This window comes from Streptococcus hyointestinalis, from assembly GCF_041225505.1.
GTDB lineage: Bacteria > Bacillota > Bacilli > Lactobacillales > Streptococcaceae > Streptococcus > Streptococcus hyointestinalis_B.
The window spans coordinates 15,183-35,800 of the sequence record NZ_JBCLSK010000006.1 but is presented as its reverse complement, the minus strand read 5'-3'; the positions used below and the strand labels follow the sequence as shown (position 1 = coordinate 35,800).

Below are 20,618 nucleotides of genomic sequence, written 5' to 3'. Positions count from 1 at the left end.
TTAGCAGAAAATATGGTATAATATATAGTAATAAAATGAAGGACAACTGTTCATGAAAGATAAAAATTTAGTAAATGTCAATTTAACAAGTGAAATGAAAACGAGTTTCATTGACTATGCCATGAGTGTTATTGTCGCACGGGCGCTTCCAGATGTGAGAGATGGTCTAAAGCCCGTGCATCGTCGTATCCTCTATGGGATGAACGAACTTGGGGTAACACCTGACAAGCCACATAAGAAGTCCGCTCGTATCACAGGGGACGTCATGGGTAAATACCACCCACATGGTGACTCCTCTATCTATGAAGCTATGGTGCGTATGGCGCAGTGGTGGTCATATCGTCACATGCTCGTTGATGGGCACGGAAACTTTGGTTCTATGGATGGCGATGGTGCTGCTGCTCAGCGTTATACTGAGGCTCGTATGAGCAAGATTGCGCTTGAGATGTTGCGTGACATCAACAAAAATACGGTTGATTTCCAAGACAACTACGATGGTAGTGAGCATGAGCCTTTGGTATTGCCAGCACGTTTTCCAAATCTTTTGGTCAATGGTGCGACTGGTATCGCTGTCGGGATGGCGACTAACATTCCACCGCACAATTTAGGGGAGTCTATTGATGCGGTGAAGCTGGTTATGGACAATCCAGAAGCGACAACGCGTGATCTTATGGAAGTGCTGCCTGGTCCAGACTTTCCAACAGGTGCTCTGGTGATGGGGCGCTCTGGCATTTATAAAGCCTACGATACAGGAAAAGGCTCAATCGTTCTACGCTCACGCACTGAGATTGAAACCACTCGAACAGGTAGAGAGCGTATCGTTGTGACAGAGTTCCCTTATGGGGTCAATAAAACCAAGGTGCATGAGCACATTGTGCGTTTGGTGCAGGAGAAGCGCATCGAGGGAATCACAGCGGTGCGTGATGAGTCCAGCCGTGAGGGTGTTCGCTTTGTTATTGAGATTAAGCGTGACGCTTCTGCCAATGTCATCCTCAACAATCTCTTTAAACTAACACAGCTTCAGACAAACTTTAGCTTCAATATGCTAGCGATTGAAAAGGGTGTCCCTAAAATCTTGACGCTTCGTCAGATTATCGACAACTACATCGAGCACCAAAAAGAAGTGATTGTGCGTCGTACGGAGTTTGATAAGGCTCGTGCGGAGGCGCGTGCTCATATCTTAGAGGGCTTGCTGATTGCGCTTGATCATCTGGATGAAGTGATTAGCATTATCCGCTCTAGTGAGACGGACAGTATCGCACAGGCTGAGTTGATGCGTCGTTTTGACCTGTCTGAGCGTCAAAGTCAAGCTATTTTAGACATGCGTCTGCGTCGTTTGACAGGATTGGAACGTGACAAGATTCAGTCCGAGTACAATGATTTACTAGCTTTGATTGCCGATTTGGCGGATATTTTGGCAAAACCAGAGCGTGTTATCACGATTATCAAAGATGAGATGGACGAGATTAAGCGTAAATACGCTGATGAACGTCGCACAGAGCTCATGGTGGGTGAGGTTTTGACCCTTGAAGATGAAGACCTCATCGAAGAAGAGGATGTGCTTATTACCTTGTCCAATAAAGGCTACATCAAGCGTCTAGCACAGGATGAGTTTCGTGCGCAAAAGCGTGGCGGTCGTGGTGTTCAAGGAACTGGTGTCAACGAGGACGACTTTGTTAAAGATTTGGTGTCTACCAACACCCACAATCCCCTACTCTTTTTCACCAATCTCGGGCGTGTTTACCGTTTGAAAGCTTATGAAATTCCTGAGTACGGTCGCACCGCAAAAGGACTTCCAATTGTCAATCTTTTGCGCCTAGATGAGGGAGAGACGGTTCAGACCATGATTAACCTTGATAGCGATACGAGCGAGGAGTCTTATTTCTTCTTTACGACACGACACGGGCTTGTCAAACGCTCACGTGTCTCAGAGTTTCATAACATCCGCCAAAATGGTCTCAAGGCTCTAACCCTCAAAGAAGGCGATGAGCTGATGAGCGTTGTGGCAACTAACGGTAGCGAGGACATCATCATCGGAACGCGTCAGGCTTACTCTGTGCGCTTCAATGAAGATGGTATCCGAGTGATGGGACGTAGCGCAGCAGGTGTCAAAGGGATTACTCTAAGAGAAGATGATAGCGTTATCGGCGTTTCTACGATTAAAGATAATCAAGACGTTCTTATCGTAACTGAAAAAGGTTTTGGTAAGCGAACACCAGCAAGTGCCTACCCAACTAAAAACCGTGGTGGTAAAGGTATCAAGACAGCTAATATCACTGAGCGAAACGGTAGCCTAGCAGGTCTCGCTACGGTGACAGGTGATGAGGACTTGATGGTTATTACCGACACGGGCGTGGTTATCCGCACCAGCGTTGCTACTATTTCTGAGACGGGACGTAGTGCTCAAGGGGTCAAGTTGATGCGCTTAGCAGATGAGGCTAAGATTGTCGCTTTTGCCTTGGTCGCTAGCGAAGAGGACGTGCAGCAGGAGAATGAGGAATAATTAGAGACAATTTATGGCAAAGCAGAAAACGAAAAAAGGAAAAAAACTCTTTAGTGTCTTACGAACGGTACTCTTTGTCGTTCTATTGCTTGTCGGCTTGGTTTTGGTTTTTAATAAACCGATTAGAAACTATCTGATTGGGATGAATACCAATAAATACCAGATTACCAAAGTCAGCAAGAAAACGATTGAAAAAAATAAGAAGGCAAAGACGACCTATGATTTTGACTCGGTGCAGTCTATCAGTGCGGAGTCTATCCTAAAAGCACAGATGGATGCGCAGCAGCTGCCTGTTATCGGTGGTATCGCTATTCCTGATGTGGGACTCAATCTGCCGATATTTAAAGGTGTCGGCAATACTGAGCTCTCCTATGGTGCTGGTACCATGAAGGAAAATCAAGTAATGGGCGGGGAAAATAACTATGCTCTAGCTAGTCACCATGTCTTTGGCATGACAGGCTCAACAGACATGCTTTTTTCCCCTCTTGATAGAGCTAAAAAAGGCATGAAAATCTACCTGACAGACAAGGAAAAAGTCTATACCTACGTCATTACAGATGTGACTGTGGTAACACCTGATCGTGTCGAGGTGATTGATGACGAGGCTGGTAAGAGTCAAGTAACCTTGGTGACTTGTACTGACGCAGAAGCTACCGAGCGTACTATTGTACATGGTGAGCTGACCGAGACGGTTGACTACAGCAAGGCTAGTCAAGAAATCCTAGACGCCTTTAGCAAATCTTACAATCAAATGACAACGTAAATCAGAAACTTCGGTTTCTGATTTTCTCTATGAGAAAGGAGACTAATATGCAGTGGAATGCTATTCATCATGTGGCGATTATCGTTTCGGATTATGAGGCCTCACGTGCCTTTTACGTGGACAAGCTGGGTTTTGAGATTATTCGTGAAAATCATCGCCCAGACAGAGGAGACTACAAGTTAGACTTGAGGTGTGGGAGTGTTGAGTTAGAGATTTTCGGACAGAAAAAAACGGATAAGAGCTACACCGAGCCGCCGAAACGGCTTAGCTACCCTGAAGCTTGCGGGCTGCGCCATTTAGCCTTTTATGTCGATGACATCCAGACCCGCAAAAAAGAATTGGAGGTTTTAGGGATTTTTGTGGAGCCTGTTCGTAGAGACACTTTTACCGGTGAGAAGATGACCTTTTTCTTTGACCCAGACGGTTTGCCCTTAGAACTGCACGAATGAGAGAAAACTGTTTTCTAGCGCTACTTTAAGCAAAAGATGTTATAATAAGTCATAAGATTTTGGAAAAAAGTTAGGAAAAAAAGAAAAACGAGGATATTATATGCGTTTGAAAAAACTGATTATGGGTGTTGGCTTAGCCCTGATGGCATTTTCTTTTGCGACCAAAGCCCAAGCAGCGACCAGTAGCGTGCAAGAGGTCATCGATGAGTCTTATGTACAGCCGGACTATGTGCTGGGCTACTCGCTCTCAGACAGTCAGCGTAGCGAGACGCTTTCTCTTTTAGGCTATGATTCGTCAAAAGACACGAGTGTCAAGACGTTAACGACAAGTGCCTACGCTTCGATTATGGATGTGGCAGATGATAGCAGTTTGCAGCTCTACTCATCCGTGAAAATCAAAAAGCTAGGCTCGTCTAAAGGTTTGAGTGTCTCTATCGTGACGCCAGAAAATATCACCAAGGTCACTGAGGACATGTACCGCAACGCCGCTGTTACACTGGGGATTGAACACGCTGAAATCACGGTTGCCTCACCTATCCAAGTAACGGGAGAGAGCGCACTTGCAGGGATTTACTACTCTCTAGAGCAAAATGGAGCCAGCGTCTCTACTGAAAGTAAAGAGCTCGCGCAAGAAGAGCTCAATGCCCTCTCTGATATTAACGCTGAAAACCAAAATAAAGAAGGCTACGACGCGGATAAACTGAACGTTGCCATGACAGATATCAAGTCTGCTGTAGCAGATGGCGGCTCTAGCCTGTCTGAGTCTGACATCCGAAAGATCGTCGAGGACACACTGTCCAACTACGGGCTCAAGGACTCTATGACCAGCAACCAAATCACTGTCATCGTCAACTTTGCTGTTAATTTGTCAAAAAGTTTTGTCATCAAAAACAGTAACTTCAAGTCAACTTTGACTTCTCTTAAAAACAGCATTGTCTCAAAGGCTAAGTCAACCTTTAGCGGTATCAATCTCAACTTTGACGCCAACAGCGCTATCGAGTCTGGAAAAGGCTTCTTTGCTAACTTGTGGCAACAAATCGTTAACTTCTTTACCAATTTATTTTCATAAGATATAGACAGCTAGACAAGTTTTAGCTGTCTTTTTGTTTCAAAAAATTTTCAGAAAGCATTGACAAGCTTTCGATAAGTTGATACAATTCTATTAAATTCAGAATTATCTGACTATAATTTGGGAAAGAGGTTTATTTATGGACAGTACAGACAGTCAATCAAAGTGGAAAAGTCGTCTTCGGGCAATGGGACCTGGTATCCTCATGGCGTCCGCAGCGGTCGGCGGCTCACACATCGTCTCTTCAACGCAAGCTGGTGCTATCTACGGCTGGCAGTTGGCTATTATCATCTTACTTATCAATTTGTTTAAGTATCCTTTCTTTCGATTTGGGACACAGTACACGCTAATGACAGGAAAAAGCTTGATAGAGGGCTACAGCGAAAAGGGAAAGGGCTATCTGGTTCTCTTTTTTGTGATGAATATCTTCTCTGCCCTGGTCAATACTGCAGCAGTTAGTATCCTAGCGGCAGCTATTCTCTATAATATCTTTCCAAATGGTTTTGGCTTGTCTATCTCGCAGTTGACGACCATGATTATCGTGGTGACTTGGGCGATGTTGCTCATTGGTGGTTATCGCTTTATAGACGGACTGTCTAAGTGGGTCATGACAGCTTTGACTCTGGCGACAAGTTTGGCGGTTATCATTGCTCTTTTCCAACACAGAGAGTACGCTCCAAACTTTGTCGCTCCTAGCCCTTGGCAGTTGTCTGCTCTGCCTTTTATCGTTTCTTTGATGGGCTGGATGCCTGCGCCTATTGAGATTTCAGCTATTAACTCCATGTGGAGTGTTGAAAAGCAAAAGAGTGTCAAGGTGTCTTATAACGACGGATTGTTTGACTTTAACGTTGGTTATATTGGCACAGCCATTCTTGCCTTTATTTTCCTAGCGCTTGGGGCGCTCATCCAGTTTGGCTCTGGTGAGAAGGTGCAGGGGGCTAGCGCTGCTTACATCCAGCAGTTTATCGGCATGTACGCTAAAGCTCTTGGTAATTGGTCACGTCTCTTGATTGCCTTTATCGCTTTCTTATGTATCTTTGGTACGGTCATCACGGTTATCGACGGCTATTCACGAGCTAATAACGAGACCCTGCGTTTGCTTCTAGGTGAAAAAGAGGCCAAGCAGAAAAATCTCAACATCTGGATGACGCTCACTTCAGCGATAGCTCTTGTCATTGTCTTTTTCTTCTCAGGAAATGTCGCTATCATGCTACGTTTTGCCATGATTGCTTCTTTCCTCACAACGCCATTTTTTGCTTATCTCAACTACATTTTGGTTAATAATAAAGAACACCGTATCGCCAAATGGCTGAACGTCCTATCCATTGTGGGGCTTATCTATCTCTTTGGCTTTGCCTTGTTCTTCCTTTATGCCATGATAACAGGAGCGGTTTAGCAAATAAAAGTCAGTTTGTCGAGCTGGCTTTTTTGCTTATCGTAGAATAGTATCAGTTTTTCTAATCATAGTGTAAGCGCTAGATTTTTGAAACCGCTATAATAAAGACAACTTAATGAAAGCGGTAAACACTATGACAAGACAATTTCCTAAAAACTTTTTATGGGGCGGAGCAATTGCTGCCAATCAAGCTGAAGGCGCATGGAACGAGGACGGGCGTGGCATGGCAAAGACCGATGTCACAACAGGCGGTAGCGTTGACAGTCCACGCTATGTGACCTATATTGACAAAGATGGCAATCCTGGAAAAGCACCAGCCATGGGGCATAACGGTGTCATCCCAGAGGGTGCACACTATGCAATTTTGGAGGATGAATACTATCCAAATCACCTCGGTGTGGACTTTTACCATCACTATAAAGAAGACATCGCTCTTTTAGCTGAGATGGGTTTTAAAGTCTTTCGTCTCTCCATCTCTTGGTCACGTATTTTCCCAAATGGGGATGAAAAAGAGCCTAATCAAAAGGGGTTAGACTTTTACCGTCGTGTCTTTGAGGAGTGCCATAAGCATGGCATTGAGCCTTTGGTATCTATCTGGCACTTTGACACGCCGCTCTATTTAGAAGAGCACTATGGTGGTTGGAACAATCGCAAGCTGATTGATTTTTATGTGCACTATGCTGAGACGATTTTTAAGGAATATAAGGACTTGGTGACCTACTGGTTGACCTTCAATGAAATCAATAACACCGTCATGTTTCTGGATATGTTTGGCGGACAAGGGGATGACAAGGCTTTTCAAGAAGGCTATCAGCAACTGCATTATCAGTTTGTTGCTAGCGCAAGAGCTGTTAAGCTTGGACATGAGATTAACCCAAACTTTCAAATCGGCAATATGATTTGCGGGATTACCTTTTATCCAGCGACTTGCGACCCTCATGACGTTCTAGCCAATCGCCACAAGTGGGAGCAGGGCATTTACTACTGTGGGGATGTGCAGGTCAAGGGCAAGTACCCAACATTTGCTAAGCGTTTGTGGAAAGAGCACGATGTGCACCTAGACATCACCGAGCAGGACGAGAAGGACTTGAGAGAAGGCACTGTTGATATGTACACCTTTTCTTACTACATGTCAAATAACGTCACAACACACACTGGTGTAGAGCAGGTGTCTGGTAATTTCTCAACAGGAGCTAAAAATCCTTATCTGACTTATTCAGACTGGGGTTGGGGATTTGACCCGATAGGATTACAATACTATCTTGAAAAAATGTATGACCGCTATGAGCTTCCGATGATGGTCGTTGAAAATGGCTTGGGAGACTTTGACACGGTTGAGGAAGACGGTAGCATTCATGACCAGTACCGTATTGACTACTATCGTCCGCATATTGAAGCCATGGCAGCAGCCATTGAAAATGGTGTAGACTTGCGTGGTTACACGACTTGGGGTTGTATCGACCTTGTATCCGCTGGGACTGGTGAAATCCGCAAGCGCTACGGTTTTATCTACGTTGATGTGGACGACAAAGGGCAAGGCAGCCTTAAACGCACACCAAAAGATTCATTCTATTGGTACAAGAAGGTTATTGCGTCTAACGGAGCGGATTTAGACTAAAAAGTATTTCAATACTAAAATAAGAGGGAGACAATCATGACACGATCAGCATTTCCAAAAGATTTTTTATGGCGTGGCGCAACAGCTGCCAATCAGTTTGAAGGGGCTTATAACAGCGACGGCAAGGGGCTAAGTGTGCAGGATGTGACGCCAAAAGGCGGCGTTGCCATGCCAGGAAGTTCTAGACCAGTCATCACAGACCAGCCGACGCCAGATAATCTCAAATTAGAGGGTATTGACTTTTACCACCGCTACAAGGAGGACATTGCTCTCTTTGCAGAAATGGGCTTCAAGGTCTTTCGCATGTCGATTGCCTGGTCACGTATTTTCCCAAACGGAGACGATGAACAGCCAAATGAAGCAGGGCTAGCCTTTTACGATAAGGTCTTTGATGAGTTGGCAAAATATGGTATCTAGCCACTCGTGACACTATCTCACTACGAAACACCGCTGCACCTAGCACGTGCCTACAACGGCTGGGCAAATCGCGATTTGATTGGCTTTTATGAGCGCTATGTGCGTACCGTTTTCACCCGCTACAAGGACAAGGTCAAGTACTGGCTGATGTTCAATGAAATCAACTCTGTGTTGCATGCGCCGTTTATGTCAGGTGGTATCGTGACAGACCCAGAGAAACTCAGCAAGCAAGACCTCTACCAAGCAGTGCACCATGAGCTGGTCGCATCAGCACTCGCCACAAAAATTGGGCACAGTATCAATCCTGACTTTAAGATTGGCTGTATGGTGCTTGCTATGCCAGCTTACGCCATGACGGCAAATCTACTTGACCAGCTAGCGGTGCGTGATTTTGAAAATCAAAATTATCTCTTCTCAGACATCCACGCACGGGGCAAATATCCAAATTATATTAAGCGCTATTTTAAGGAAAATGACATCATGATTAACTTTGCGCCAGGGGATGAGGAGCTTTTGAAGAACACTGTTGACTTTATCACCTTTTCTTACTACATGAGCGTGGCGCAAGCGCACAATCCAGAAGACTACAGCACTGGTCGTGGCAATATCATGGGCGGTATCAGCAACCCTTATCTAGAAAGCTCTGAGTGGGGCTGGCAGATTGACCCGATTGGTCTGCGTCTTGTCCTAAATGCTTTTTATGACCGCTACCAATTGCCGCTCTTTATCGTTGAAAATGGTTTGGGAGCTAAGGATGTCTTGGTAGAAGGACCAAACGGTCCAACGGTGGAGGATGACTACCGTATTGATTACCTGCAAAAACATCTGGTGCAGGTCAATGAAGCGCTTAAAGACGGCGTCGAACTTCTAGGTTACACCACTTGGAGACTAATTGACCTTGTGTCTGCGTCAACAGCAGAACTCAGTAAGCGCTACGGCTTCATCTATGTTGACCGCAATGATGACGGCACAGGTAGCCTAGCACGCTACAAGAAAAAATCCTTTGATTGGTACAAGAAAGTCATCGCAAGCAATGGCGAAGCTTTGTATGAGGGATAAGCATAAAAACGCTTTATCTTATGCGACACGGTCAGACGCTTTTCAACTCTCTTGGCAAGATTCAAGGCTGGTGTGACTCCCCTTTGACAGAAGCGGGAAAGAGCGAAGCAAAGCGAGCACGTGACTTTTTTGAAAAGGAAGGCATTCGCTTTGACAAAGCCTATGCTTCAACGCAAGAGCGGGCTTGTGACACGCTAGAGCTCGTAACATCACAAGACTATCAGCGCTTGAAGGGGCTCAAGGAGTGGAACTTTGGTTTGTTTGAGGGAGAGAGCGAGCGACTCAATCCCAAGGTTCCCTACAGCATAGAGTTTATCGCCTATGGTGGTGAGAGTGTGGATGAGATTAGCTGTCGTATGCTTGCGACCTTGACGAACATCATGACAGACTTGTCAGAAAATGAGACAGCTCTTGCGGTTAGTCACGGTGGCGCTTGTTTTCGCTTTTTGAAAACTTTTCGTGATTTTTCAACGGACGAGCGCCCATTCTTTAGTAATTGTGCCATTCAAGAGCTTGTTTTTGAAGAGGGGCAATTTCATTTGAAGCGCTCTATTGACCCTATCCATCAAGAAATCAAGCTTTATGACTAAGAGAACAGCTAGTTTTACTAGCTGTTTTTGGCAATCTCAAAAATCTTGCTATTCGTTAGAAAAGTGTTACAATAAGAGTAAAAGAAACATTAGAAAAGAGGCAATAGTATGGAAGAACTCAAAAAAGTATTGTTAGCCGGTATTGGCTTAACCTCAATGACGCTTGAAAAAGCGGATGCTTTTGTCAAAGAACTGGTCGACAAAGGGCGTATCAGCATGGACGAGGGCAAAGAACTGCAACAAGAGCTGAAACGTAAAGGTGAAGTAGAAGCACAGGCTGTCATCGACGAGGTCAAAGCAAAGGCAGAGCCTTACCAATACGCTACTAAAGAAGACCTAGCACGCCTTGAAGCGAAGCTAGACCGTCTCCTCTCAAAAGACGACACTAAAGACTAAGAGCGCCTATGTCAACCAAGCGCCTTAGAGAAATTGTCGGAGCCTTCTCCTCTGTCGGGCTGACCAGCTTAAAGGACAGACGAAAAGCAGATGAGGATAAAGAGGCTCCGCAAAAACTGCGTCTTGCCTTTGAGCAGCTGGGCCCTAGCTTTGTCAAGATTGGGCAAATCCTCTCCACACGAGATGACCTTTTGCCAGAAGCCTACATCACTGAACTCAGTAAACTGCAAAATAATGTTCTGCCACTAGAGACAGATGTGGTTATGTCTGCTATTCAAGTAGAGCTTACTCAGCCCATAGCGGACGTTTTTGAGGAGATTAAGAGCGAGCCTTTGGCGAGCGGTTCCGTTGCTCAGACACATCTTGCTACCCTCAAATCTGGTCAGCAGGTCGTCCTCAAAATCCAGCGTCCGCACTTAGCAGAGATAGTTCAAGAGGATCTGAATCTCCTTATCAAGCTGTCACGTCGCATTCCAAAGCATTTCATTCCCATGGTGGACTTGACAGAAGTGCTCTTGCAATTAAAAGCGTCGCTGCTGTACGAGATTGATTTTCGTCACGAAGCGCAAGCCATGATACACTTTAAAGAGACTAACCGTTCGGTTCGCTGTGTTGGCGTGCCCAAGGTTTATAACAACTACACGACGGAGCGTTTGATTGTTGAGGAGTATATTGAGGGCATTCCTATCAATCACTACGACCAGCTTTTGCTTTCTGGCTATGATTTGGAGGATATTGGGCGTAAGCTCATGCTGAGCTTTATCAAGCAGGTCTTTAAGGATGGTTATTTTCATGGCGACCCGCACCCAGGCAATCTCATCATCAGTAACAACAAGATTTACTTTATTGACTTTGGGATTATGGGGCAGCTTGAGGAGGGCATGCGCTCGGCGCTAAATGATATTCTCTATGGTTTTACAGCGCAAGATGTGGACGGCATGACACGGGCTGTGCTTGCGATGACTAGCTTTGATACCTCCCTCAACAAAGTAGAGCTTAGTCAAGATATCGAGCGGATGTTGGCAAAGTATGGCAATCTCGACTTAGGCAAGCTGTCTATCACGGATTTGCTGGAGGATTTGGTGTCGATTTTTGTCCGCAATCGCTTGAAAGCGTCTGCTCAGATTACCATTTTGGAAAAAGCTGCGCTACAGGTCGAGGGGATTTTTCAGACCTTGGCACCAAATGTGGATCTTATGACCCTTGCAAAAAACTACTTTTTGCAAAATATGGGTCCAGACATGCTCAAGCAGTCGCTTAATAAAGAAACGCTGCTGATTGAGCTTTTTTACCTGCTTAAAAACGGCAAAAACGTCCCAAGACGCCTCAATCAGCTCTTAGAGCAAATCCTAAATGGACGTATTCTCGTCAATCATGATTTCTATGATTACTCTAATCGTATCAAGACCTTAAAAAATGTCGCTAATCGCTTTGTGCTAGCCCTGCTCTTTTTGACCTTTATGCTGACAGGCGCTCTGCTGTCCTTTTCAGCACAGTTGGCTGGAGTCATGTGGCTCTGTTTTGGCTTAGCGCTACTCGTTTTTATCGTCCTTGTGGTCACGCTAACCAAATAAAAACTGGTCTTGAAATTTTACTAGATAATCGGTACAATAAAAAGGTAGTGATTTTTTTAGAGGAGTCAGATTTCTTGGAAAAACAAACATTTCGTATCTTTGAGCGTCTGCGGTTTGCGGCGCTCTTAACCTTTGTCAGTGGCTTTTTAGACGCTTACACCTTCACCACGCAAAATCAGCGCTTTGCAGGTCTTCAGACTGGAAATCTCATCAACATGATGGTGCATTTGGCAGACGGGCACGTCTTTTTATCGCTGACTTATCTTGTGCCGGTGCTCTTTTTTGCTCTGGGGCAGTCGGTTAACGTCTTTTTAGAGCCCTTGGTTCGGCAAAAAGGCTACCATTGGCACTTTGTCAGTAGTTGCTTGATAACGATTGGTGTTGCTATTGTCGCTGTCTATTCGCCATTTGTAGGGCACAATGCTACCATCTCAGGTTTGTCCTTTTGTGCAGCCATGCAGCTGGATACCTTTAAGCGTGTGCGTGGGCAGGCTTACGCCAATATCATGATGATTGGAAACATCAAACGTATCTCCCAGCAGCTCACAACAGGCTTTCTCCAAAAGGACCGCAAAGCCATCTCAAAAGGCTTACACATCGCTTGGGTCCTTCTGACCTTTTGCCTAGGCGCCTTTGCAGCAGCACTGCTTACGCAAATCATCGGCGAGTATGCGCTCTATACCGTCCTCATCCCCCTCTTGATGATAAACGCCTACCTTCTCTTTGAAAAACATCCAGAGACAGCTAGCAGTCAGTATGAAGGTTCACTGATGGAGAATATAAGGTAGAAAGCGAGTACAAGTGTACTTGCTTTTTTTGTGTAAATGCTAAGGATAATTTTTGAGAACAGTTTGTCCATAAGAGACGAAACTTTATATTCTTTTTCAAAAAAAGTCAAGATATCTTAGGTTTCTTGGAAACAATAAAAGGAAAATATGTTGAATAATTAGAAAATTATTATAACAAATTAATGAACTATTATTGGAAGGAAGATAAGTAAATTTGATTATGATATGAAGCAAGCAGCCCAAGATTATCTTGACTTCTTTTTTTTAGCTGTAATAGAATAATACTGTCGAGTGGTTAACATGTAGTGTGCTGTTAAAGTTAGATTTTATTTAGAGTAAGAAGAGGAAATGTTTTGGAAACGATATCATTGATTATTGCTGGAACTATAGCTGTATTCATTTTGATGTGGGTATGGAGTTCTATTCGTATTAAAATTTTTAGAGCCATTTACATCTGTACTATATTTCTTATTTTGCTTGTTAGTTTTTCTTGGTTACAATTTAATACAAGCATAGTGAACGACGAGGGGACTTCAAGTACTTTAGAAACTGAAACCGATGGAACTAATGTAAAAGAGCAAGGATTAAAACAAGACAAATCACAGGCAGAGATAGTAACTGAACAAAGTACAGAAGCAAGCAAACAAGGCGTTTCAGAGCAAACAGAAAAAGTAGAATCTTCCACTGAGCAACAGGTGAGTCAAGAAAGTCAATCTGAGATATCAGAGTTTCGTAAGGCACAATTAGAAAGTCAATCTGAGATGTTTAAACAGTCAACTGAGTCAACACTGACACCAGATGGTTCTGAACTTCAGGGTGTTCCATATAACTATAGAACCGAAGTCGCAAGACAGCAGCAAGCAGTGTCAAACGGAGTTTCATCTTCTGTAGAAAGTGTGCAATCAGATGGTGCTAGAATTATTTCTAGTATTAATACTGGTGGTACTATAATTACTACTATTGAGATGCAACAGTCTGATGGAAGTGTAACAAAAATTCATATAATAAAATATTCAGATGGACAAGTGATAACAATGGGAGATATGTTTTAATAAGATTTTTGTTGATGAAGCATGCTTTTTGGATAGTGCTAACTTCAATATCTCAAGCACCCGCAAGTGGTGCTTTTTCTTCTCTCCACATATTTCTTTGCCTATTTACTGATAAAGGGGGCATTTTTGTTTAAAATCGTGTATAATTGTAACAGATGTACTTTTAGAGAGGATTGAGCCTGTGAACTCTTCAATTCATTTGTTATTTGCTATTGATGACCACTACGTTGAGCAGTTTATGGTGACGTTGTATTCCATTGTGACCAATAGTTCTAAGGCGTCGTTTGATGTCTATGTCATGCAAAAGAAGCCCCTAGCGCAAAATGAGACGATTGCCCTTTTTTGTGAGCAATTGGGTGTGTCTTATCATCCTGTTGTCATGGGGGACGATGCTTTTAAGGATGCGCCAACGACAGACCGCTATCCAGAGACGATTTACTACCGTCTGCTCGCCCATGAGTTTCTCCCAGCAGACCTAGAGCGTATCCTGTATGTGGATGCTGATATTTTATGTCTTAATGACATTGTGCCATTTTACGAGATGGATTTGTCAGGTAAATGCTACGCTGCTAGTAGCCATACCGCAGATAGCAATATCCCAGAGCTTGTCAATAAGCTGCGCTTACAAAATTTTGAGACAGACGGCTATTACAACACTGGCGTTTTGCTGATGAATCTCACTGAAATCCGAAAAAACGTCAAACGCTCTGCCATTTTAGACTATATCCAGAAAAAAGGAGCGCTCTTGTTGCTTCCTGACCAGGACATTTTAAATGCGCTTTATGGGCACTTGGTGGAGCTTGTCCCAGATAGTATCTATAACTATGACGCACGCTACAACACACTCTACTATGCTAGGAGTTTTGGGGAATGGGATCTGAACTGGGTGATTGAACACACTGTTTTCTTGCATTTTTGTGGTCGTGATAAGCCGTGGAAGGACAGTTATAGAGGGCGCTATGCTGCTTTGTATAAGCACTATTATCACCATGTGAGACATTTGTCTACAACATTATAATTGAGGTATTGAAAAAATTATGCGTTTTGGAAAAAAACAAGTTTACTATTTACTTGCTTTGTTTATACTCTTTTTGGCTGTTTTAAATTATTGGGATGTGGCAGCCTCTATTGTGAGCACTGTTTTTAAAGCAGCGCAGCCATTCTTGATTGGAGCAGCAGTGGCTTATGTGGTCAATATTGTCATGTCTCTTTACGAGATAGGCTATGACTGGCTGTTTAAGAATGTTGCCTTTATGAAAGGGCTCAAGCGTCCGCTGTCTATGATTTTAGCCTATACGACCTTTGTGGTTGTCATTATCTGGCTCTTTTCGATTATCCTGCCAGACCTTATCGCAAGTATCAGCTCGCTGATGAATATCGATACCTCCATCATCACAAAGCTCATCAAAGAAATCAATCAAAATCCGCATATTGCAAGAGTGATTAACTATGTTGGCTCAGACAAGGAGATTGTCTCACAAGTCACAAACTTTGGGCAACAGATTTTAAAACAAGTGCTGACAGCCTTGATGTCACTCATGACCTCTGTCACCTCTATCGCACAGACCTTTATCAATGTCTTTATGAGCGTGATTTTTTCTTTCTACGTTCTAGGCAATAAGGAAAAGCTTGGGCGTCAGTTTAATCTCTTGATTGATACCTTTGCAGGTAAGTATGCCAAAAAAATGCACTATGTCATTGGGATTTTGCACAAACGTTTTCACGGTTTCATCGTAGGGCAAACACTAGAAGCCATGATTTTAGGGGCCTTGACGGCTATTGGTATGATGATACTAAGTTTTCCTTATGCTAGTACAATTGGCGTTTTGGTCGCTTTTACAGCCCTTATCCCTGTGATTGGGGCATACATTGGTGTGACGATTGGCTTTTTCCTTATCGTTACCCTGTCTGTCCCTCAGGCGGTTGCCTTTGTTATCTTTATGATTATCCTGCAGCAGTTTGAGGGTAATCTCATCTACCCTCGTGTCGTTGGTGGCTCTATCGGGCTTCCTGGAATGTGGGTCTTGGTGGCTATTACTATCGGTGGAAGTCTCTATGGTTTTCTGGGAATGCTTATGGCGGTCCCTATTGCAGCTAGTATCTACCAAATCATCAAAGACCAAGTGGCCAAGCGCCAGTCAGTGGACTTAGACAACCCTGACCAAAAGATACCATTTGAAATTATTGACGAATAAGAAATACCTTCACTTACCTGTCCTTTTACGGATAGGATAAGTGGAGGTATTATGTTTATGTACACGATTAGAAACCAAGCTGAGCAATTACGCCCAAGAGAACGACTGCAAGCTCTAGGAGCTGACAAATTAAGCAATCACGAATTATTAGCTATCCTGTTAAGAACAGGTACCAAGGAAATGCCTGTCCTTGATGTTTCAACGCAAATCATCAATCAGATGACCTCTCTAGCTGACTTTAAACACCTGTCTTTACAAGAATTACAGCAAATCAAAGGAATCGGCAAGGTCAAGTCTATCGAGTTAAAAGCCATGATTGAGCTGGCAAGGCGTATCCAAGATTCTGAGTATAAGCGTGCAGACCAGATTTTAAGCAGCCAGCAGTTGGCACGCCGTATGATGTTAGAGCTCTCTGACAGCAAGCAAGAGCACTTGATTGCCCTCTATCTGGACACGCAAAATCGTATTATCGAGCAAAAGACGATTTTCATCGGAACAGTGCGACGCTCGGTCGCTGAACCTCGTGAGATTCTTTATTATGCCTGTAAAAATATGGCGACGAGTCTTATCATCGTCCACAATCATCCCTCAGGCAGCGCCACACCAAGTCAAAATGACAAAAAGTTCACTGAAAAAATCCAAGCAGCCTGCCAGATGATTGGCATTGTCTGCTTGGATCATATCATTGTCGGTCAAAAAGAGTATTACAGTTTTCGAGAAGAAGGAGAGGTGCTTTGCGATTAGAGTTCATTGACAAAGTAGTCAAAGAGCGCCATATCCTTGGCACTATCATCAATGAGCAATTCTGGATGCCATTGAACACCTAAGAAAGTGATGGTTTTATCCACCGAAACTGCCGCCTCAACAATCCCTGTATCGGGGTCAAAAGCGATAGGTTTTAGAGACTCTGCCATTGTTTTGATACTTTGACGGTGAAAAGAGTTGATCTGCGCATGCGCACCATAGATTTTTGAGAGAATGCAGTCGTTTTTGATGACGACAGGATGTGTTCTGACGTTGCCCTCTTCACTTTGCCAATGCCCCTTAATGTCTTGGTTAAGCGTACCACCAAGTGCCACATTCATCAGCTGCAGTCCACGGCAAACACCAAATATGGGCTTTTTCTGCTTGATAGCTTCTTTGATGACAGCTAGCTCAAAGACATCACGTTCAAGAAAGAAATCGTTTTCACTAGCATGGCGTTCTTCTTGATAAAATTTGGGGTCAACATTTTGCCCACCAATCAACAAGACCTTGTCCACCATAGAGACGTAGGTTTTAGCGTCTTCTTCGCTACTGATTGGCAGGATAAGCGGTAACCCTCCAGCTCGTTGTACCCCCTTGACAAAGCCCGTTGGGGCGTATGACCACGGCAGGTTGATGTCTTTTTTAATGCGTTGGTTTCCCATAATCCCAATAATTGGTTTTACCATGTTCTCTCCTTTCTCTAAGTCGTTTTTGCTAGCTTGTCTGGTCATGGGCTTGACTCATAAAGTACAGTAAGGTCTGCAACTCACTTGTCAAATCCACATACTGGACAATCACATCTTTTGGCACATTGAGGTGAACAGGTGAAAAGCTCAAAATGCCTTTGATACCAGCGTCAACGAGAATATCAGCCACTTCCTGAGCCTGCAAGCTAGGAACGGTCAAAATCGCTGTTTCGATATACTGGTCTTTTAAGTGCTCTTTTATGGTTGAAATCCCATAGATAGGAATGCCATCTTCGGTTTTAGTGCCGACTAGGCTATTATCATCACGGTCAAAAGCGAGCGTGATTTGCATTTTATTGCGGTCATGAAAGCGGTAGTGTAGAAGCGCTCGTCCGATATTACCACACCCCACCAGCATGACATTGGTCGTCGAGTGGTCGTTTAGAATGTCGGCAAAAAAATTCATGAGTTTTTTCACATCATAGCCAAATCCACGACGTCCCAGCTCACCAAAATAGGAAAAGTCACGACGCACCGTCGCTGAGTCAATACCAATAGCGTCTGCAATCTGTTTTGAGCTGGCTTTTTCAAAATTGTTGGTGTTAAACCGTTTAAAAATCCTGTAATAAAGTGGCAGGCGTTTTGCCGTTGCCTTTGGGATAGACTTATCAATAGTCATGAAACAACACCTCCTAGATGTAAGGAATTTACTATAGTTGATAAGTGTCATCTCTTTTATTGTATCAAAAAGTTTGTGAAAATAGCAACAAATGGAGCCTTTTATCTAAAAAAATCTTATGTTGGCATAAGATTTTTTCGTGTTATTAAGCCTCTCTTTTGGTAAAGACATCACGCTCTACCAGGCTATCCATTAAAAAGTAGAACTTGTCTTGCAAAATTTTGAGGTCTTTATTTTTGAAAATATTGACCAAGCGAAGCCCTGACTTGTCTGTAATGACAAGTTTAAAAGCTGTTAAATCTTTGTTAATCGTGATTTTAAGAGGAAAGCCGTCACCAGAATTGGGCACTTCCTCAAGCAGTCGTGTTAATTCAAAATTGCCGACTTTATTTTGCACAAAGGTCGTATCACGTAGTGTGTATTTTTTGATGTTTGGGCTGATAGTGTAGATAAACGGGCAATCAGCCAGATGAATTTCAGTTTCAAAAGCCATGGTTATCTCCCTATGATTTCTTTTAAAGCTTGGGCAAGAAGTGTGACTTCCTCTAGGGTGTTGAGGTCTGAGATGCTGATACGAATAGATTCCGCTAAACGCTTAGAGTTGCTGCCGTAATAGCTGGTTAGGACATGACTAGGCTCAACCGTCCCAGCTGTACAAGCAGAGCCAGTGGAGACAGCAAAGCCTTTCAAATCAAGCAGTGTCAAGAGCACACTGTTTGACTGATTAGGAAAACCAATATTTAAGACATGCGGCATTCTTGTGTCGCTACCGTTGATGTAGTAGTCCACACCGTCTAGCTCGGCTAGGAAGGTATCTTTGAGTTGTTCTACCTTGTGGTAGTTTTCCTCCAAATGAAGCATAGCGTCAGCAGTTGCCTGCGCCATACCGGCAATGCCTACCATATTTTCAGTGCTAGCTCGGCGCTTTTCCTCTTGCTCGCCACCGTGAAGAAGACTATCCGTGTGATGTGCCTTAGCAAATAAAATGCCGACACCTTTTGGTCCATGAAATTTATGCGCAGAAGCAGAGAGAAAATCAATCCCCAACTCATGCGGTCTTAGCGCTAGCTTACCAAAAGCCTGCACAGCGTCCACGTGAAAAACAGCTTGGTGGTCTCGAAGCACCTCCGCCATTTCAGCAATAGGAAGCAAGTCCCCTGTTTCGTTGTTAGCGTACATGACACTGACTAGGATAGTGTCATCTCGTAGCGCTTCTTTGAGCATATCAGCTGTAATCTGACCGTTTTGTGGCTTGAGATAGGTCACCTCAAAGCCAAAGCGCTCCTCCAGATACGCCATAGTATGCAGGACAGAATGGTGCTCAATCTCTGTTGTGATGAGGTGTTTTCCCTTTTCTTGATTGGCAAGAGCATAGCCTTTAATGGCGTGGTTATTACTTTCTGTAGCTCCAGAGGTAAAGATGATTTCATGACTTGGGACATCAAGCGCTTGTGCCAAGGTTTGACGATAAGTGCGTAGCCTTTGGCTTGCCTGTCGTCCAAAACTGTGGATACTAGAGGGGTTGCCAAAGTCTGCTGTCATCAGCTCAGTCATCGCTTCAATGACTGAGGGTGTCATAGCAGTAGTAGCAGCATTGTCTAAGTAAATTGGTGTGTGTGTGATAGTGGTCAAATCCTTTCTTAAAGACCTAAATTAGTCTTTTTGGTATGCAAACAATGGGCTGAGCGGACGGCGCTCGTGGATGCGCACAATTGCTTTTGCAATAAGGTCAGCCGCAGAGAGGTAGGTCACATTTTCTGGGACACGCTCTTTTGTAAGAACAGAGTCTGTAACGACGATGTCTTTGATTGGAGAAGCTTCCAAGACATCAGCAGCACCGCCAGCAAAGAGACCGTGGCTAGCAACAGCGTAGATGTCTGTAGCGCCACCACGCTCTAAAATTTTCGCTGCTTCAGCAAATGTTTTTCCAGTATTTAAGATGTCGTCGATGATGATGGCTTTTTTACCTTCGACCTCACCGATGATGTAGCCCTCTTCACGAGAAGCGTCGTCTTGAGCGTAGTCAATGATAGCAATCGGTGCGTCTAAAACTTCAGCAAGACTACGGGCACGCTTGATACCTGAGTTTTTAGGGCTAACAACGACAACATCCTCACCAGTAAAGCCAAGGCGTGAGTAGTGCTCAGCAAAAAGTGGCACAGTAAAGAGATTATCAACTGGGATGTCGAAAAAACCTTGTACTTGAACAGCATGAAGGTCAAGTGTCAATAAGCGGTCAACACCAGCTTTGACTAGCATATTAGCAACCAGTTTTGCTGTGATTGGCTCACGAGACGCAGCGATACGATCCTGTCTAGCATAGCCAAAGTATGGAATGACAACATTGACAGAGTTGGCACTAGCACGCTTACACGCATCAATCATAATCAATAATTCCCAAAGATTGTCATTGACTGGAAAACTAGTCGACTGGATGATGTAAATATCATCACCACGAACGGTTTCCTCAATGTTAATCATAATCTCGCCATCTGAGAACTGACGGCAAGAAACCTTTCCAAGCGGGATTCCTGAGACTTCAGAAATCTTCTCAGCAATTGGAAGGTTGGAAGTGAGTGAAAATAACTTGATAGGTTTGTCGGCATATTGTTCGACCATTTCTTGGAAACTCCTTTA

General features: G+C 43.9%; 19 protein-coding genes and 1 pseudogene. 15 read left to right on the top strand and 5 right to left on the bottom strand.

Going from position 1 to position 20,618, the window contains the following annotated elements:
• The first annotated feature begins 52 nt into the window (after window positions 1-52).
• From gyrA to radC, 15 genes and pseudogenes are all read left to right on the top strand, one after another.
• Window positions 53-2,503 (top strand): DNA gyrase subunit A, encoded by a 2,451-nt coding sequence (gyrA, locus tag AALA56_RS02670; protein WP_369908643.1) that lies wholly within the window; start codon window positions 53-55, stop codon window positions 2,501-2,503.
• Window positions 2,504-2,516: 13 nt separating this feature from the next.
• Complete coding sequence (locus tag AALA56_RS02665; protein ID WP_369908642.1) at window positions 2,517-3,266, top strand: class A sortase; 750 nt, start codon at window positions 2,517-2,519, stop codon at window positions 3,264-3,266.
• A 47-nt stretch (window positions 3,267-3,313) separates the two neighbouring features.
• Complete coding sequence (gene gloA2, locus AALA56_RS02660) at window positions 3,314-3,715, top strand: SMU1112c/YaeR family gloxylase I-like metalloprotein (RefSeq protein ID WP_369908641.1); 402 nt, start codon at window positions 3,314-3,316, stop codon at window positions 3,713-3,715.
• A 100-nt stretch (window positions 3,716-3,815) separates the two neighbouring features.
• Complete coding sequence (locus tag AALA56_RS02655; RefSeq protein WP_369908640.1) at window positions 3,816-4,784, top strand: DUF1002 domain-containing protein; 969 nt, start codon at window positions 3,816-3,818, stop codon at window positions 4,782-4,784.
• A gap of 139 nt (window positions 4,785-4,923) precedes the next feature.
• On the top strand, window positions 4,924-6,180 hold the full coding sequence (locus AALA56_RS02650) for an NRAMP family divalent metal transporter (RefSeq protein ID WP_369908639.1): 1,257 nt from the start codon (window positions 4,924-4,926) through the stop codon (window positions 6,178-6,180).
• A gap of 133 nt (window positions 6,181-6,313) precedes the next feature.
• Window positions 6,314-7,798 (top strand): glycoside hydrolase family 1 protein, encoded by a 1,485-nt coding sequence (locus AALA56_RS02645; protein ID WP_369908638.1) that lies wholly within the window; start codon window positions 6,314-6,316, stop codon window positions 7,796-7,798.
• A gap of 36 nt (window positions 7,799-7,834) precedes the next feature.
• Window positions 7,835-9,274, top strand: a pseudogene (locus tag AALA56_RS02640) (glycoside hydrolase family 1 protein).
• A 20-nt stretch (window positions 9,275-9,294) separates the two neighbouring features.
• A complete protein-coding gene (locus tag AALA56_RS02635; RefSeq protein ID WP_369908637.1) occupies window positions 9,295-9,864 on the top strand; it encodes a histidine phosphatase family protein in 570 nt (189 codons plus the stop codon).
• Window positions 9,865-9,972: 108 nt separating this feature from the next.
• Entirely contained in the window at window positions 9,973-10,260 is a 288-nt protein-coding gene (locus AALA56_RS02630; protein ID WP_164682933.1) for a phasin family protein, read from the top strand.
• Between the two features lie 8 nt (window positions 10,261-10,268).
• Window positions 10,269-11,834 (top strand): ABC1 kinase family protein, encoded by a 1,566-nt coding sequence (locus AALA56_RS02625; protein WP_369908636.1) that lies wholly within the window; start codon window positions 10,269-10,271, stop codon window positions 11,832-11,834.
• A 74-nt stretch (window positions 11,835-11,908) separates the two neighbouring features.
• A complete protein-coding gene (locus AALA56_RS02620; RefSeq protein ID WP_277280705.1) occupies window positions 11,909-12,622 on the top strand; it encodes a YoaK family protein in 714 nt (237 codons plus the stop codon).
• Between the two features lie 353 nt (window positions 12,623-12,975).
• Complete coding sequence (locus AALA56_RS02615; RefSeq protein WP_369908635.1) at window positions 12,976-13,674, top strand: hypothetical protein; 699 nt, start codon at window positions 12,976-12,978, stop codon at window positions 13,672-13,674.
• Window positions 13,675-13,855: 181 nt separating this feature from the next.
• Entirely contained in the window at window positions 13,856-14,692 is an 837-nt protein-coding gene (locus AALA56_RS02610; RefSeq protein WP_369908634.1) for a glycosyltransferase family 8 protein, read from the top strand.
• Window positions 14,693-14,711: 19 nt separating this feature from the next.
• Window positions 14,712-15,869 carry an AI-2E family transporter gene (locus tag AALA56_RS02605; protein WP_369908633.1) on the top strand — a complete coding sequence of 386 codons (1,158 nt, stop codon included), beginning with the start codon at window positions 14,712-14,714 and terminating at the stop codon, window positions 15,867-15,869.
• A 57-nt stretch (window positions 15,870-15,926) separates the two neighbouring features.
• Entirely contained in the window at window positions 15,927-16,613 is a 687-nt protein-coding gene (gene radC / locus AALA56_RS02600; protein WP_369908632.1) for a RadC family protein, read from the top strand.
• Here the strand turns inward: radC and AALA56_RS02595 are convergent.
• The 5 genes from AALA56_RS02595 to AALA56_RS02575 form a co-directional block, all read right to left on the bottom strand.
• Window positions 16,610-17,302: a gamma-glutamyl-gamma-aminobutyrate hydrolase family protein gene (locus tag AALA56_RS02595; protein ID WP_115269802.1), complete on the bottom strand. Its 693-nt coding sequence runs from the start codon at window positions 17,300-17,302 to the stop codon at window positions 16,610-16,612. The two genes, radC and AALA56_RS02595, sit on opposite strands and share 4 nt — an antisense overlap.
• 28 nt (window positions 17,303-17,330) lie before the next feature.
• On the bottom strand, window positions 17,331-17,981 hold the full coding sequence (locus AALA56_RS02590) for a redox-sensing transcriptional repressor Rex (RefSeq protein WP_172605561.1): 651 nt from the start codon (window positions 17,979-17,981) through the stop codon (window positions 17,331-17,333).
• Between the two features lie 145 nt (window positions 17,982-18,126).
• A complete protein-coding gene (locus tag AALA56_RS02585) occupies window positions 18,127-18,474 on the bottom strand; it encodes a DUF1831 domain-containing protein (protein WP_115269800.1) in 348 nt (115 codons plus the stop codon).
• Window positions 18,475-18,476: 2 nt separating this feature from the next.
• Window positions 18,477-19,589, bottom strand: a complete 1,113-nt coding sequence (locus tag AALA56_RS02580; RefSeq protein WP_369908671.1) for a cysteine desulfurase family protein — start codon at window positions 19,587-19,589, stop codon at window positions 18,477-18,479.
• Window positions 19,590-19,634: 45 nt separating this feature from the next.
• The gene (locus AALA56_RS02575) at window positions 19,635-20,600 is read right to left on the bottom strand and encodes a ribose-phosphate diphosphokinase (RefSeq protein ID WP_115269798.1); all 966 of its coding nucleotides are present in this window, start codon (window positions 20,598-20,600) and stop codon (window positions 19,635-19,637) included.
• Between the last annotated feature and the right edge of the window lie 18 nt (window positions 20,601-20,618).

Coding starts and splice junctions, on each gene's coding strand:
- AALA56_RS02590 (WP_172605561.1), bottom strand. CDS start 17,981: ATGACTATTGATAAGTCTATCCCAAAGGCAACGGCAAAACGCCTGCCA.
- AALA56_RS02665 (WP_369908642.1), top strand. CDS start 2,517: ATGGCAAAGCAGAAAACGAAAAAAGGAAAAAAACTCTTTAGTGTCTTA.
- gyrA (WP_369908643.1), top strand. CDS start 53: ATGAAAGATAAAAATTTAGTAAATGTCAATTTAACAAGTGAAATGAAA.
- AALA56_RS02650 (WP_369908639.1), top strand. CDS start 4,924: ATGGACAGTACAGACAGTCAATCAAAGTGGAAAAGTCGTCTTCGGGCA.
- gloA2 (WP_369908641.1), top strand. CDS start 3,314: ATGCAGTGGAATGCTATTCATCATGTGGCGATTATCGTTTCGGATTAT.
- AALA56_RS02625 (WP_369908636.1), top strand. CDS start 10,269: ATGTCAACCAAGCGCCTTAGAGAAATTGTCGGAGCCTTCTCCTCTGTC.
- AALA56_RS02635 (WP_369908637.1), top strand. CDS start 9,295: ATGCGACACGGTCAGACGCTTTTCAACTCTCTTGGCAAGATTCAAGGC.
- AALA56_RS02585 (WP_115269800.1), bottom strand. CDS start 18,474: ATGGCTTTTGAAACTGAAATTCATCTGGCTGATTGCCCGTTTATCTAC.
- radC (WP_369908632.1), top strand. CDS start 15,927: ATGTACACGATTAGAAACCAAGCTGAGCAATTACGCCCAAGAGAACGA.
- AALA56_RS02655 (WP_369908640.1), top strand. CDS start 3,816: ATGCGTTTGAAAAAACTGATTATGGGTGTTGGCTTAGCCCTGATGGCA.
- AALA56_RS02605 (WP_369908633.1), top strand. CDS start 14,712: ATGCGTTTTGGAAAAAAACAAGTTTACTATTTACTTGCTTTGTTTATA.
- AALA56_RS02630 (WP_164682933.1), top strand. CDS start 9,973: ATGGAAGAACTCAAAAAAGTATTGTTAGCCGGTATTGGCTTAACCTCA.
- AALA56_RS02645 (WP_369908638.1), top strand. CDS start 6,314: ATGACAAGACAATTTCCTAAAAACTTTTTATGGGGCGGAGCAATTGCT.
- AALA56_RS02575 (WP_115269798.1), bottom strand. CDS start 20,600: ATGGTCGAACAATATGCCGACAAACCTATCAAGTTATTTTCACTCACT.
- AALA56_RS02595 (WP_115269802.1), bottom strand. CDS start 17,302: ATGGTAAAACCAATTATTGGGATTATGGGAAACCAACGCATTAAAAAA.